Annotated in this window: 11 protein-coding genes; 3 read left to right on the top strand and 8 right to left on the bottom strand. The window is 72.5% G+C overall.

Translation table 11 applies throughout. The features are described from left to right. Positions 1-91 precede the first annotated feature (91 nt). A complete protein-coding gene (murA, locus tag AB0K34_RS01230) occupies positions 92-1,378 on the bottom strand; it encodes a UDP-N-acetylglucosamine 1-carboxyvinyltransferase (protein ID WP_138636172.1) in 1,287 nt (428 codons plus the stop codon). A 276-nt stretch (positions 1,379-1,654) separates the two neighbouring features. Between murA and AB0K34_RS01225 the strand changes: the two genes are divergently transcribed. Beyond that, a complete protein-coding gene (locus AB0K34_RS01225; RefSeq protein WP_364544434.1) occupies positions 1,655-2,698 on the top strand; it encodes a suppressor of fused domain protein in 1,044 nt (347 codons plus the stop codon). 36 nt (positions 2,699-2,734) lie between these two features. On the opposite strand, the gene AB0K34_RS01220 is transcribed toward AB0K34_RS01225, so the two are convergent. Genes AB0K34_RS01220 through purD form a run of 3 tightly spaced genes read right to left on the bottom strand, consistent with a single transcriptional unit; the run spans position 2,735 to position 6,120 of the window. Continuing rightward, positions 2,735-3,517: an MOSC N-terminal beta barrel domain-containing protein gene (locus AB0K34_RS01220; protein ID WP_301173748.1), complete on the bottom strand. Its 783-nt coding sequence runs from the start codon at positions 3,515-3,517 to the stop codon at positions 2,735-2,737. Positions 3,518-3,534: 17 nt separating this feature from the next. Continuing rightward, complete coding sequence (gene purB, locus AB0K34_RS01215) at positions 3,535-4,845, bottom strand: adenylosuccinate lyase (RefSeq protein WP_364544431.1); 1,311 nt, start codon at positions 4,843-4,845, stop codon at positions 3,535-3,537. A gap of 15 nt (positions 4,846-4,860) precedes the next feature. After that, entirely contained in the window at positions 4,861-6,120 is a 1,260-nt protein-coding gene (purD, locus tag AB0K34_RS01210) for a phosphoribosylamine--glycine ligase (protein WP_364544429.1), read from the bottom strand. Between the two features lie 374 nt (positions 6,121-6,494). On the opposite strand from purD, the gene AB0K34_RS01205 reads away from it, so the two are divergent. After that, positions 6,495-7,580 (top strand): magnesium and cobalt transport protein CorA, encoded by a 1,086-nt coding sequence (locus AB0K34_RS01205; RefSeq protein WP_138636156.1) that lies wholly within the window; start codon positions 6,495-6,497, stop codon positions 7,578-7,580. 26 nt (positions 7,581-7,606) lie between these two features. Here AB0K34_RS01205 and AB0K34_RS01200 read toward each other — a convergent pair whose 3' ends face one another. From AB0K34_RS01200 to AB0K34_RS01190, 3 genes are all read right to left on the bottom strand, one after another. Then, positions 7,607-8,434, bottom strand: coding sequence for a glycerophosphodiester phosphodiesterase family protein (locus AB0K34_RS01200; protein ID WP_138636155.1), 828 nt, complete (start codon positions 8,432-8,434; stop codon positions 7,607-7,609). 44 nt (positions 8,435-8,478) lie between these two features. Continuing rightward, positions 8,479-9,762 carry an adenylosuccinate synthase gene (locus AB0K34_RS01195; RefSeq protein WP_138636154.1) on the bottom strand — a complete coding sequence of 428 codons (1,284 nt, stop codon included), beginning with the start codon at positions 9,760-9,762 and terminating at the stop codon, positions 8,479-8,481. A 119-nt stretch (positions 9,763-9,881) separates the two neighbouring features. Beyond that, on the bottom strand, positions 9,882-11,003 hold the full coding sequence (locus AB0K34_RS01190) for a helix-turn-helix transcriptional regulator (RefSeq protein ID WP_364544424.1): 1,122 nt from the start codon (positions 11,001-11,003) through the stop codon (positions 9,882-9,884). A gap of 121 nt (positions 11,004-11,124) precedes the next feature. Between AB0K34_RS01190 and AB0K34_RS01185 the strand changes: the two genes are divergently transcribed. Continuing rightward, complete coding sequence (locus tag AB0K34_RS01185) at positions 11,125-12,546, top strand: FAD/NAD(P)-binding protein (RefSeq protein WP_364544421.1); 1,422 nt, start codon at positions 11,125-11,127, stop codon at positions 12,544-12,546. Here AB0K34_RS01185 and AB0K34_RS01180 read toward each other — a convergent pair. Further along, the gene (locus tag AB0K34_RS01180) at positions 12,533-12,955 is read right to left on the bottom strand and encodes a DUF3151 domain-containing protein (RefSeq protein ID WP_138636151.1); all 423 of its coding nucleotides are present in this window, start codon (positions 12,953-12,955) and stop codon (positions 12,533-12,535) included. The genes AB0K34_RS01185 and AB0K34_RS01180 overlap by 14 nt on opposite strands. Positions 12,956-12,966 lie beyond the last annotated feature (11 nt).

Raw genomic sequence — 12,966 nt, 5'->3', positions numbered from 1 at the left:
TTCCAGTCCGGGCGTTACACGCCCCGTCAGGTGCGAACCCGGAGTTGGTCAGGGCGGGGCCACATTCGGCCGTTTCCGGGCCCGCGAGGGGCTAGCCCTCCTCGCGGACGATCTCCGCGCCGAGCTGGGACAGCCGCTCGGCGGTGTGGGCGTGCCCGCGGTCCAGGTAGTAGGCGGAGGTGATCGTCGTCTCGCCCTCGGCGGCGAGGCCGGCGAGCACGAGCGCGCTGCCGCAGCGCAGGTCGTGCGCCTCGACCTCGGCGCCGCGCAGCGGCCGCGGGCCGTTGACCTTGGCGCGGTTGCCGTCCACCTCGATGTCGGCGCCCATCTTGCGCAGCTCGTCGGCCAGCTTGAACCGGCCGTCGAAGATCCGCTCGTAGATGTAGGACGGCCCCTCGGACAGGCACGACAGCGCCATGATCGGGGACTGCAGGTCGGTGGCGAAGCCCGGGTACTCGTCGGTGATGACGTTGATCGGGCGGAGCGTGCGGTCGCGGCGCACCTGCAGGACGGCGCCCTGCTGGTGGAACTCGACGCCCATCTGCTCCAGCTTGTCGGCGGCGACGCCGAGGTGCTCCAGCGACGCGCCGACGAGGCTCAGCTCGCCGCCGGTGATCGCGGCGGCCATCACGAACACGCCGGCGTCGATCCGGTCGGGCATCACGGTGTGCTCGACGGCGGTCAGCTCGTCCACGCCCTCGACCGTGATGAACCCGGTGCCGCCGCCGCTGATCTTGGCGCCCATCGCCTGCAGGATCGCGATGTTGTCGAGCACCTCGGGCTCCAGCGCCGCGTTCTTGATCAGCGTGGTGCCGTGCGCCAGCGCCGCCGCCATGATCAGGTTCTCGGTGCCGGTGTGCGAGGGGGTGTCGCAGTACAGCGTCCCGCCGCGCAGGTCGCCCGCCTTGATGTGGATGATGCCGTCGCCGTTGTCGGCCACCTGCTCGGTGACCGTGGCGCCCATCCGCTTGAAGCCGTTGTAGTGGAAGTCGAGGTTGCGACTGCCGAGGTTGCAGCCGCCGACGCCCTCGATGACCGCCTCGCCGAGGCGGTGCAGCAGCGCCGGGACGAACAGGAACGAGCCGCGGAACCGGGACGCGATGTCCGCGGGCAGGACGGGGCTGTTCAGCGACGAGGCGTCGATGACCAGGGTGCGCTCGGTCTCGTGCAGCTCGGCCTTCGCGCCCACGGCGCGGGCGAGCTCCACGGCCCGCCGCACGTCCTCGATGATCGGGACGTTGCGCAGCACGGTCCGTCCCTTGGCGGCCATCAGCGAGGCGCCGATCATCGGCAGGACGGCGTTCTTCGCCCCCTGGATGAAGACCGTGCCGTGCAGCTGCCGGCCGCCGCGCACGCGGTAGCGAACCTCGTGGCCCATGCTCATGCCGCCTAACTCCTTCTCGGGTGCGGGTAGGTGCCTGCGATCAAGTGGGAGCACGAGGGCCGAGCGCGCCGAACGGTGTCCCCCCTCTGCGCCAACGCGACCCCAGTAAACCACCGGCTCGGACATGTGCCGTCCGGTCCGCGCCACCCTGGCGCCAGTCTGCTAGGTGAGACCTCCGCGACACGTCAAAAGTTCGCACTCCCCCAGGAAATTTCCCAAGGTGAGCCTAGGGGCGGCGCATCACCGCAGGGACGGTTATCGTGATCATTCATGGACGAATCGCCCGGCTGGGACGCCATCGACGCCGCCCTCCGCCCGCTCTACGGCGACACCGAGCCGTACCATCTCGGCACCATCCACAAATGGGCGCTGGGCGGTCCGGACCCGCTCGACGGGATCAGCGTCTACGCCCGGATGGAGCCCGTCCCGCACTGGCATTTCGTGTCCTACGGCATGACCGAGCTGTACACGAAGGAATCGGAGGACCCGGACGAGTCGGGCTGGGGCTTCGAGTTCACGTTCCGGCTCGCCCGCGACCCCGCCGAGGAAAAGCCGCCGGTGTGGGCGGCGAACCTGCTGCAGAACCTCGGCCGGTACGTGTTCACGTCCGGCAACTGGTTCGAGGCCGGCCACCACATGAACGTCAACGGGCCGATCGCCGCCGACCGCGACGACTCGGAGATCCGCGCGGTGACGTTCGTCCAGGACCCGGAACTCGGCGAGATCTCCACGCCGCATGGCAAGGTCGTGTTCCTCCAGGTCGTCGGGCTGGCGATGGAGGAGTACGACGCGCTGCGCCGGTGGAACGCCGACGGGCTGACGGCGGCGCTTGCCCCGCACCTGCCGCTCTTCGTGACCGACATCGACCGCCGGTCGCTGCTCGCCGACCCCGAGGTCGCCCGCGCCGTCGAGGAGGGCATCGCGCGGGACGGCTCCAGCGGCGGGATGCTGTACGTGTCCACGGCGCACTGGGAGCGCGACGGCGGCTCCACGACGCTGCGGCTCGGCGCGCTGCAGGCCCCGGCGATCGCCGACTCGCTGCGCGGCCGCCTCCCGTTCGGGCGCGAGCTGGTCCTGCGGTCCGAGGACACGGTGCTCGCGTTCCTGCCCGCGGACGCGTTCGCCGTCGCGGAGCCGGAGGAGGGCGTGCTGGAGGTGCACGTGCCCCCGGCCGCGCTGGACGACCTCACGGCCGCGATGCCGGCCGCTGCGGGCCGCACGGCGATCGCCTCGCTCCCCGGGCTCACCCTGGAGATCGTCCCGACCGCGATGAAGGACCGCTACGGCGAGGAGACCGGCGAGGTCATCGGCTGAGCCGCAGCCGGGGCGGCCCTCAGCCTGGGCGGGCCCTCAGCGGGCTTCCAGGACCTCGACCTCGTCGCCCACCGTGAGCGTGCCCAGCGCGCGCGGTACGGCGTTGTAGCCGAACTGGATGCCGCGGTCCCGGCTGCGGTAGGCGGCGAGCGTCCGCAGCGGCTCACGGCCGCGCTCGGCGGTCTCCTGGTCGGTCGTCGTGATGAGGCACCGGGTGCACGGCTTGACCATCTCGATGACGGCCTCGCCGACGCGCAGCAGGCGCACGTCGTCCTCGCCGTAGGGGCCGAGGCCCTCGACGACGAGGCTCGGACGGAACCGGTTCATCGGGAGCGGCTCGTCCAGGCGCGTGTTGAGGTCGGCCAGGGACTCCTCAGAGATGATCAGCAGCGGGTACCCGTCGGCGAACATGACCTCACCCCCGCCCCTGGACGTCTCCCTGCGGCCGGTGAAGCGCACAAGGCGGCACTCTTCGCCGAGGTACTCCGAGAACCAGGCCGCGGCCTCGTCGCCCTGGTCGATGCCCAGGCAGTCCTTGCGCTGGACGCGGACGTCCAGGACCTCGCCGTGGTCCACGGCCTTGTGGACGAGCGGCGCGGCCCCGGCGGTGCGCACCACCAGGACCTCGCCGTCGTAGGACGGGCGCAGCAGCGCCATCCGCGCGAACTCCCGCTGGGACAGGTAGCGGCCTCCGGGGCTGACGAGCATGAACTCGCGGTCGAACGGCAGCCCCCGGGCCGTCAGCTCGGCGCTGCGCAGCGCGGTGCCGCCGCCGCTCTTGAGCGGGTAGGCGTTCAGCTCGGTCAGGGTTCCCTTCAAGGCCCCCTCCTTGGTTCTCAGCTCAGGTCGGCGAGCCGGTCGAAGACCGGGCCGAGCCGCTCGACGAAGCGCTCCGGGCGGCAGACCTCGTCCAGGCGCTTCTCGTCCAGCGCCAGGCCCGCCTCCGAGGCGTGCTCGCGGAGCGTCTCGCGGAACGGCGTCCCCGTCTCCCAGGTCTCCATGGCGGCCTTCTGGACGAGCGGGTACGCCTCGTCGTCGCGGGACATGCCCGCCTCGACCAGCTCCAGCAGCACGGTCGAGGTGTAGATCAGGCCGCCGGTCGACTCCAGGTTCTCCGTCATCCGCGCCTCGTCCACCACGAGCCCGGACATCAGCCGGTTCGTGAGGTTCAGCATGTAGTCGAGCGCGATGGACGCGTCCGGCAGCGCGATCCGCTCGGTGGACGAGTGCGAGATGTCGCGCTCGTGCCACAGCGGGATGCCCTCCAGCACCGGGACGATCTGCGCCCGCACGATCCGCGCCATCCCGGCGAGCCGCTCGGAGATGATCGGGTTCTTCTTGTGCGGCATCGCGGACGAGCCCTTCTGGCCCTTCCCGAACGGCTCCCACAGCTCGCGGACCTCGGTGCGCTGCCCGTGCCGCACCTCCAGCGCGATCGCCTCGCACACCGTCGCCATGATCGCCAGCGCCGACACCCACTCGCTGATGCCGTCGCGCATCACGACCTGCGTCGACACGTCCGCCGGCTTCAGGCCCAGCTTGCGCGCCACGTGCAGCTCGACCGCGGGGTCGATGTTGGAGTACGTCCCGACCGCGCCGGAGATCGCCATCACGCCGACGGCCTCGCGCGCCCGGCGCAGCCGGTCCCGCGAGCGGGCCATCGCGAACGCGAAGTCGGCGACGCGGTGCCCCCACACGTCGGGTTCGCCGTGGATGCCGTGCGTCCGCCCGACCCGCAGCGTGCCCCTGTGCGCCAGCGCGTGGTCGCGCAGCGTCGCGACGAGCGTGTCGGCCTTGGCGAGCAGGATGTCGGTGGCCTCGGCGAGCTGCAGCGCGAGCGCCGTGTCCAGCAGGTCGGACGACGTCATGCCGAAGTGGACGTACCGGGCCGCCTCGCGGGGCTCGGTGTTGTCCGCCCACGCCGACAGGAAGGCGATCACGTCATGCTGCGTGACCGCCTCGATCGCGTGCACCGCCTCCGGGGTCGGCGGCGGCGCCTTCCGCACGGGCTCGACCACCTCCGGCGGGATGGTGCCGGCCTCGGCGTGGGCCTCGACGACGAGGACCTCCACCTGGCACCACAGCTCGTACTTGTGCGCGTCGCTCCAGACGCGCCCCATCTCCGGAAGTGTGTACCGCTCGATCACCCGACGATTGTCCCATTACCCAGCGACGACGTTGCGCGCGGCCTTCTCGGCGATGTCGGAGCGGTGGTGGGAACCGCGCAGCGAGATCTTGGAGACGGCCTCGTAGGCGGCGGCGCGGGCGGCGGCGAGGTCGGGGCCGGTGCCCACCACGTTCAGGACGCGGCCGCCGCTCGCGACCAGGCGGCCCTCCCCGCCCGGTTTCGTGCCCGCGTGCAGGATGTAGGCGCCCTCGACCTCGGCGGCCTCGTCCAGGCCGGTGATCTCGTCGCCCTTCACGGGGGCGGACGGGTAGCCCTCGGCCGCGACGACGACCGTGACGGCCGAGCCCGGGTGCCATTCGGGACGGAACTCGGGGTCGAGCCCGCCGATCGCGCACGCCTGCAGCAGCTTGGCGAGGGGAGTGGCGAGCCGGTCGAGGACGACCTGGGTCTCAGGGTCGCCGAAGCGCGCGTTGAACTCCACCACCCGCACGCCTTTGGACGTCAGCGCCAGACCGGCGTACAGGGTCCCGACGTAAGGGATCTCACGGCGGCGCATCTCGTCCACCGCGGGCTGGACGACCGTGGACATGACCTCGTCCACCAGCTCTGGGGAGATCCAGGGGAGTGGCGTGTAGGCGCCCATACCGCCCGTGTTGGGGCCGTCGTCGCCGTCGTAGGCGCGCTTGAAGTCCTGTGCGGGGAGCAGCGGGACGGCGTGCTGGCCGTCGCACAGCGCGAACAGGGAGACCTCGGGGCCGTCGAGGAACTCCTCGATGACGACGCGCTCGCAGGCGGCGGCGTGCCGGGACGCGGCGTCGCGGTCCTCGGTGACGACGACGCCCTTGCCGGCGGCGAGGCCGTCGTCCTTCACGACGTAGGGCGGGCCGAACGCGTCGAGCGCCTCCTCGACCTGCGCGGTCGTCTCGCAGACCCGCGCGTCGGCGGTCGGCACCCCCGCCGCCGCCATGATCTCCTTCGCGAACGCCTTGGACGCCTCGATGCGGGCGGCGGCGCGGTCCGGGCCGAAGCAGGGGATGCCGCGCGTGCGCAGCGCGTCGCCCACCCCGGCGACCAGCACCGCCTCGGGGCCGATGACGACGAGGTCGACCCGCAGCCGCTCGGCCAGCTCGGTCACCGCCGTCGGGTCGCACGGGTCGAGCTGGTGGTTGTCCGCGATCTCGGCCGTGCCCGGGTTGCCCGGGGCGCAGTGGAGGGCGGTGACGGTGGGGTCGCGGTGCAGGGCGCGGACGAGCGCGTGCTCGCGGCCACCCGATCCAAGGACGAGTACTCGCACGTCACGCGAGCTTACAGATCCGGGCGCGCGCGGGGAGGGCGGGCATAAGCCCCGCCGCCGCGGGTGTTGGGACGACTGAGGTCACCGTCACACCCCTGGCGCGTGAACCTCGCCGTTATGGGCAGCGTCCTAAATGTCGGCTGGTAAGCTGCGACGGGCTTGACCGCCCGGTGTCGAGGCGTGTGAAAGGAGGTGGTCGGGATGAGTCCTGGCGATACTTGCAGTTCGCCGGAAAACCCTCACAGTCCGCACAGGACTGTTCCTCCGTCCGCCTCCGTCTGGCGCCCGGCCATCGCCTTCGCGCGCTCCCTTCGCTGATCAGCCTGGGTTGAGCGCGCGCTGCGCGCGTGTGGCCGGCGGGTTAGGAGCACCTCATGGCCATGACACGAGTCCGTCCGGGCCGCGCTCTCTTCAAGACGCGCGGCCGCCCCAGCGGCGTGCAGGCTCCGAACCGCGATTCGGCCGTCATCGACTGGGCCGCCTACATCGACGGTCACCGGGTCTGCACCGACACCGTCGCCGACGCCGTCCGGATGATCCGCGACGGCCGGCTGACCCCCGCCGGCGACAGCGCCGGCTTCGTGTGGGTCGGGCTCCACGAGCCGTCCGCCACCGAACTCGCCGACATCGCCGAGGTCTTCGGCCTGCACCCGCTCGCCGTCGAGGACGCGATCCACGCCCACCAGCGGCCGAAGCTGGAGCGCTACGACGACGTGCACTTCGTCGTGATGAAGACCGTCGGCTACGTGCCGAGCGAGCCCGGCGGCGCCGAGGTCGTCGTGACCGGCGAGATCATGCTGTTCTGCGGGCCCGACTTCGTGGTGACCGTCCGGCACGGCACCCACGGCGAGCTCGGCACCGTCCGCCGCGACCTGGAGCACGACCCGGCCCGGCTCGCCCTCGGCCCGGCCGCCGTCCTGCACGCCGTCGCCGACCGCGTCGTGGACGGCTACGTCGGCGTCGCCGACGCCGTCATGGAGGACATCGACGAGGTCGAAGAGGCCGTCTTCTCCCCCGAGCGCACCGACGAGTCGCGCCGCATCTACCGCCTCAAGCGCGAGGTCATCCAGCTCAAGCGCGCCGTGGGGCCGCTCGCCGGGCCGCTGCGCAACCTCTCCGGGCGCCGGTTCGTCCCCGCCGAGATAAAGGAGTACCTGCGCGACGTCGAGGACCACCTCACCCGCGTCCGCGAGCAGGTCGAGTCCTACGACGAGCTGCTCAACCCGATCCTTCAGGCGCACATGACCCAGGTCACCGTCGCCGACAACAAGGACATGCGCAAGATCTCCGCCTGGGGCGCCATCTTCATGGTCCCCACCGCCATCGCGGGGGTCTACGGGATGAACTTCAAGTTCATGCCCGAAACCCAGTGGCACTACGGCTACCCGCTGATCCTCGGCGTCATCGGCCTGGCCTGCCTGTCCCTCTACAGGGGCTTCCGCCGCAACGGCTGGCTCTAGACCACACCTCTCGACCGTTCGCCCGCCTAGACCGCGGCCAGGACGTCCTGGAGGCGGTCTGGGTAGTCGGTGACGATGGCGTCCACGCCGTACTCGATGAAGCGGGCCATGTCGTCCTGGCCGTTGACCGTCCACACGATGACCGACAGGGCCAGCGCGTGGGCCTGCTCCACCAGCTCTGGCGTGGTGATGGCGTGCTCCGGCGAGACGGCGGTCGCACCGGCCGCGAGGGCGGCGGCGACCGGATCGGCCGGGGAGAGGCCCGCCAGCCAGGCCGTGCCCGGGACGAGCGTCTTGCGCTCCATCAGCGCCACACGTCCCAGCTCCGGGTAGTGGCTGCGCGCCTCGGCCAGGATGCGCCAGTCGAACGCCAGCAGCCGTGCACGACCGGCCAGGCCATGCGACCTCAGGACGTCCACCACGACGGCGGTGAAGAGCTCGACCTCTTCGTCCGTCCAGGTCGGATCGGTCTTGAGTTCCACGGAGAGGGCCACCTCCGCCTCCGGGGCGAGCAGCGCGCACGCCTCGGCCAGCGTGGGGATGCCCGTGCCGGGCATCCCTAGATGCGCGCCCGCGTCCACCGTGCGGAGCTGCGCCAGCGTCAGCTCCCGGATCGGCCTGCCCACGTAGGGGAAGTCGGGGTCGTCGGGCTGGGCGGGGCCGCGGTCCACGAGGTTGCGCGCCGACAGCACCTGGTCGTGGTTCAGCACGACCACGCCGTCCGCGGACAGGCCCACGTCCAGCTCGATCGCGTCCACGCCCAGGTCGAGGGCGTGGACGAAACCGGGGAGGGTGTTCTCCGGGCGGAGGCCGCGCGCGCCCCGGTGCCCGTGCACCTCGACGGTAGAGATCACCGCACGCACGTTACCGTCCGTGACTGAACGCCGGGTGAAGAACGTCAGACAAGGGGGCGGAGGGAGAGCGTCTGGTCGCGGCCCGGGCCGACGCCGATGGCCGAGATCTGCGCGCCGGACATCTCCTCCAGCGCCCGGACGTACGCCTGCGCGTTCGCCGGCAGGTCCTCGAACTTCTTCGCGGCGGTGATGTCCTCCTGCCAGCCGTCCAGGTACTCCAGGATCGGCTTGGCGTGGTGGAACTCGGTCTGGGTGGTGGGCAGCTCGTCGACCCGCTCGCCGTCCACGTCGTAGGCGACGCACACCGGGACCCGCTCCAGCCCGGACAGGACGTCCAGCTTCGTCAGGAAGTAGTCGGTGATGCCGTTGACGCGGGTCGCGTACCGGGCGATGACGGCGTCGAACCAGCCGCAGCGGCGGTCGCGGCCCGTGGTGACGCCGTACTCGCCGCCGGTCTTGCGCAGGTACTCGCCCTGCTCGTCCAGCAGCTCGGTGGGGAACGGCCCGGAGCCGACGCGGGTCGTGTACGCCTTCAGGATGCCGATCACGCGGGTGATCTTCGTGGGGCCGACCCCGGAGCCCGCGCACGCGCCGCCCGCCGTCGGGCTGGACGACGTCACGAACGGGTACGTGCCGTGGTCGATGTCCAGCAGCGTGCCCTGCGCGCCCTCCAGAAGGACGACCTTGCCGTCGTCCAGGGCCTTGTTCAGCACGAGCGTGGTGTCGGCGACGAACGGCTTCAGCCGCTCCCCGTAGGCCAGGTACTCCTGGACGATCGGGCCCGTCTCGATGCGGCGCCGGTTGTAGACCTTCGTCAGGACCTGGTTCTTCTCGCGCAGCGCCAGGTCGAGCTTCTGCGTGAGGATGTTCGGGTCGAACAGGTCCTGGACGCGGATGCCCATGCGGTTGATCTTGTCGGCGTAGGTGGGGCCGATGCCCCGCCCGGTCGTGCCGATCCGGGCCTTGCCGAGGTACCGCTCGGTGACCTTGTCGAGGGCACGGTGGTGCGGCATGATCAGGTGCGCGTTCGCCGAGATCATCAGGCGCTCGCAGGAGATGCCGCGCTCGCGCAGGCCGTCGATCTCCTGGAGCAGCACGGCCGGGTCGATCACCACCCCGTTGCCGATCACCGGGACGACGTCGGGCGACAGGACCCCGGACGGCAGCAGGTGCAGCGCGTAGCTCTTGTCGCCGATGACCACCGTGTGGCCGGCGTTGTTGCCGCCCTGGTAGCGGACGACGTAGTCGACGTCCCCGCCGAGCAGGTCTGTTGCCTTGCCCTTGCCCTCATCTCCCCACTGGGCACCGACAAGAACGATGGCAGGCATGCCACTTTTCCTTCCCACGACGAAGGCCCCGGTCGCCGCAAGCGCGAAGGGGCCTCTTGCGATCAAAGCGTACCCGCACCTCGGCCGCAAGGAAACCGGAGCCCGATCCGCCCCGCTGGTCAGCGCCCCGGACGGCGTGCGGCGCGGTGCTCGGCACGGCGCGGCCAGTAGTTCTCCGCGAACAGTTTCGCGACGAGTTCGCCGCGGCTCGTCACGCCCGTCTTGGCGAACACCGCCTTGACGTGGTCGCGGACGGTATGTGGGGAAATGACCAGCTCAGCGGCGATGTCGCCGGTCGCCAGGCCCCGCGCGACCAGCTGGGTGATCTCCAGCTCGCGGGCGGACAGCCCGTACGCCTCCGCGATGACCGGCGCCATGTCGGAGCCGGTGGCGGGCTGGACGACCACGGCGGTCGGGCCGGGCGCGCCGCCGGGGGCGCCGTCCAGGCAGGAGGCGTGGACGACGAGCCACTGGCCGTCGCGGGCGCGGATCCGGATGCGGGCCGCGCCGCGGTCGTGCCCGGCGGCGACGGCGCGGGCCTGCGCGGCCGTCCCGGCGAGCCACACCGGCAGGGGCGGGCCCAGCGGGGACGGGACGGTCGGGCCGTCCGGGAGGCGGTCGAGGTGGTGGCGCGCCTCGGCGTTGATCGAGATGGGCGTGCCGGCCGCGTCGAACAGGATGAGGCCGGGGTCCTGCGCGGCCGCGGGGTCCGCCGTCCGGACGGGCCGGGCCAGCTCCCGCAGCCGGTCGGCCAGCGGCGCCGAGAGCCCGGCGACCAGGGAGATCTCCGCCGGGCCGAACGCCTCCCGGCCCTTCTCGCGGAACAGGCTGACGACGCCCCAGGGCCGCCCGCCGGTCCGCAGGACGGCGCGGAGCTCGTCCCCGACGCCCTGGCGGTCGAGGAGCTTGCGGAACTGGGCGCTGCGCGCGGGCAGCCCGTCGGTGCCCGCCGCCAGCCCGGCGGCGGGGACGGCGGCGCGGGCCAGCTCGCGGAACGGCAGCACGGTCTCCTCCAGGAGCGCGCACTCCCAGTAGGCGAAGCAGTCCTCGCCGCGCCCCAGGTTCTCCACCCGCATCGGCGCGGTGACGAGCCCGGTCTCGGGGTCGGTGGCCGACCAGGCCGCCGCCTGGAAGCCGACCAGCCGGCCGAGCCGCGCCGAGGCGGCGGCGAAGAGGTCCGATGCGTCCCCCGCGCGTGCGGCCGCGTCGAGGAGGGCCCGCCGTTCCCGCTGGTCGATCATGGTTTTCAGTCTGCCCGCCGGGACGCGCCGCCGTACCCCCTCAGACGGGGGATTCCGGCGCGGGCGGGTCCCCCGCCGCGCGGGATGGGCCGGGCGCGGCCGGGCGGCGAGGCTCGGCGGCATGGACATCGCGATCATCGGGGCGGGCGCGGCGGCCGTCGCGCTGCTGGACGCCCTCGACCCCTCGGACGTGCGGACCGTCACCGTCTTCGACCCCTCGGACGCGCCGTGGCGGGGCCGCCCGTACCGGCCCGACCTGGACTCCGTCCTCGTCAACGCCCCACCGGCGATCATGTCGATCCGGTTCGGGGACCCGGAGCACTACGCGCGCTGGCTGGACGGGCGGGTCGCCGACTACACCGATGAGCGCCTCGGCAGTCCGATCCCGCCCCGCGCCGTCTACGGGCGGTACCTGGCGGACACGGCCGAGGCCGCACTGGCCCGATTCACCAGCACGGAAGTCATTTCTTCGGCAGTGACCGGTGTGTCCCTCGACGGCCGCCCGACCGTCCGGACGGCCGACGGGCGGACCCGTACCGCCGACCAGGTCGTCCTGTGCATCGGCGGCGGCACGCCCCGCGACCACTACGGGCTGGCGGGCGCGCCCGGCTTCACCGCCGACCCCTACCCGCTGGAACGGACCCTCGCGGGCATCCCGTCCGGACGGGACGTGGCCGTCATCGGCGGCGGCCTGACCGCCGTCGACATCGTGGTGTCGCTGGCCGCGCGCGGGCACACCGGCCGGATCAGCCTGGTGTCGCGAAGCGGCACGCTCCCGTTCGTCTGGCAGCGTCCGGCCGAGACGAACATCCGGCACCTGACGCCCGAGCGGCTGCGCTCCCTGAAGGGTCCCGTCACCCTCGATGGATTCGCCGATCTGATCCGCGCGGAGCTGGCGGAACGCGGCGAGAGCTGGGACGACCTGGCCGCCTGGATCGCCGCGGCGATGCGCCGGGACCCGGCCGAGAACCTGCGCGAGCAACTGGCCCTGGTGGACGCCCCGCAACTCGCCCGCCGCATCGTTCAAGAGGCCGCGCACACCGCCGGCCCCCTCGCATGGCGGCTGCTAGCGACGAGCGACCGGGAGCGGCTCCGCGCCCGCCACTTCCGCACGGTCACGAGCCTGGCCTCGCCGATGGTGCCCCGCAACGCCGCCGTGCTCCTGGAGCTGTTCGAGGCGGGGACGCTGGAGTCGCTGTCCGGGATCGAGAAGATCGAGGCCGGCCGCCGGTTCCGGATCACGCACGCGGCGGGCGTCCGCACCGCCGACGCCGTGATCAACGCGATCAACCCGCCGCCGCACGCGATCCCCCGGGCGGCGGAGGCGCTCGCCTCGTCCCTGCTGGCGCAGGGCGCCGCGCAGGACCCGGACGGCGGCCTCGCGATCGACCCCGGCACGGGCCGGCTCCTCCTCGGGGACCGCCCCGATCAGCGCCTGCACGTGGTCGGGGACCTGGCCGGCGGAGGGCCGTTCCTCGTGTCGGGCGTTCCGGGCGTGGCCGCCCGGGCGCACCGGGCGGCCCGCTCGATCAGGAGCCGTTGAGGGCGTCGGCGGCCGCGGGGCTGCTGTCGCGCAGGAACGCCTTGCAGCGCTCGGCCTCGTCCTCCTCGCCGATGGCGGCGGCGGCGCGGCCGAGGGCGTGCAGGGCGCGCAGGAAGCCGCGGTTGGCCTCGTGCTCCCACGGGACGGGCCCGTGGCCCTTCCAGCCGGCCCGGCGCAGCTGGTCCAGGCCCCGGTGGTAGCCGGTGCGGGCGAAGGCGTAGGAGTCGATGACGGAGCCGTTGGCGAAGGCACGGTCGGCCAGCTCGGCCCACGCGCCGGGGTAGTCCGGGTGGCGCGCGGCGACTTCGAACGGGTCGACGCCGTTCTCCAAGGCCGTCCGGGCTTCGGTGTTGTCCGGGAGTTCGGTCGGAGGAGGGCCGCCGAGCAGGTTCTGGGTCATGCGGGCCATCGTAAGCAGGC

Origin of the sequence: Actinomadura sp. NPDC049382, assembly GCF_040677125.1 — a bacterium.
Classification (GTDB): Bacteria; Actinomycetota; Actinomycetes; order Streptosporangiales; family Streptosporangiaceae; genus Spirillospora; species Spirillospora geliboluensis.
This window is presented reverse-complemented; position numbering and strand designations above follow the sequence as displayed.

Excerpts from the sequence above, each read along its gene's own strand:
- murA (WP_138636172.1), bottom strand. The coding sequence starts at position 1,378 with ATGGGCCACGAGGTTCGCTACCGCGTGCGCGGCGGCCGGCAGCTGCAC.
- AB0K34_RS01225 (WP_364544434.1), top strand. The coding sequence starts at position 1,655 with ATGGACGAATCGCCCGGCTGGGACGCCATCGACGCCGCCCTCCGCCCG.
- AB0K34_RS01205 (WP_138636156.1), top strand. The coding sequence starts at position 6,495 with ATGGCCATGACACGAGTCCGTCCGGGCCGCGCTCTCTTCAAGACGCGC.
- AB0K34_RS01195 (WP_138636154.1), bottom strand. The coding sequence starts at position 9,762 with ATGCCTGCCATCGTTCTTGTCGGTGCCCAGTGGGGAGATGAGGGCAAG.
- AB0K34_RS01190 (WP_364544424.1), bottom strand. The coding sequence starts at position 11,003 with ATGATCGACCAGCGGGAACGGCGGGCCCTCCTCGACGCGGCCGCACGC.
- AB0K34_RS01185 (WP_364544421.1), top strand. The coding sequence starts at position 11,125 with ATGGACATCGCGATCATCGGGGCGGGCGCGGCGGCCGTCGCGCTGCTG.
- AB0K34_RS01180 (WP_138636151.1), bottom strand. The coding sequence starts at position 12,955 with ATGGCCCGCATGACCCAGAACCTGCTCGGCGGCCCTCCTCCGACCGAA.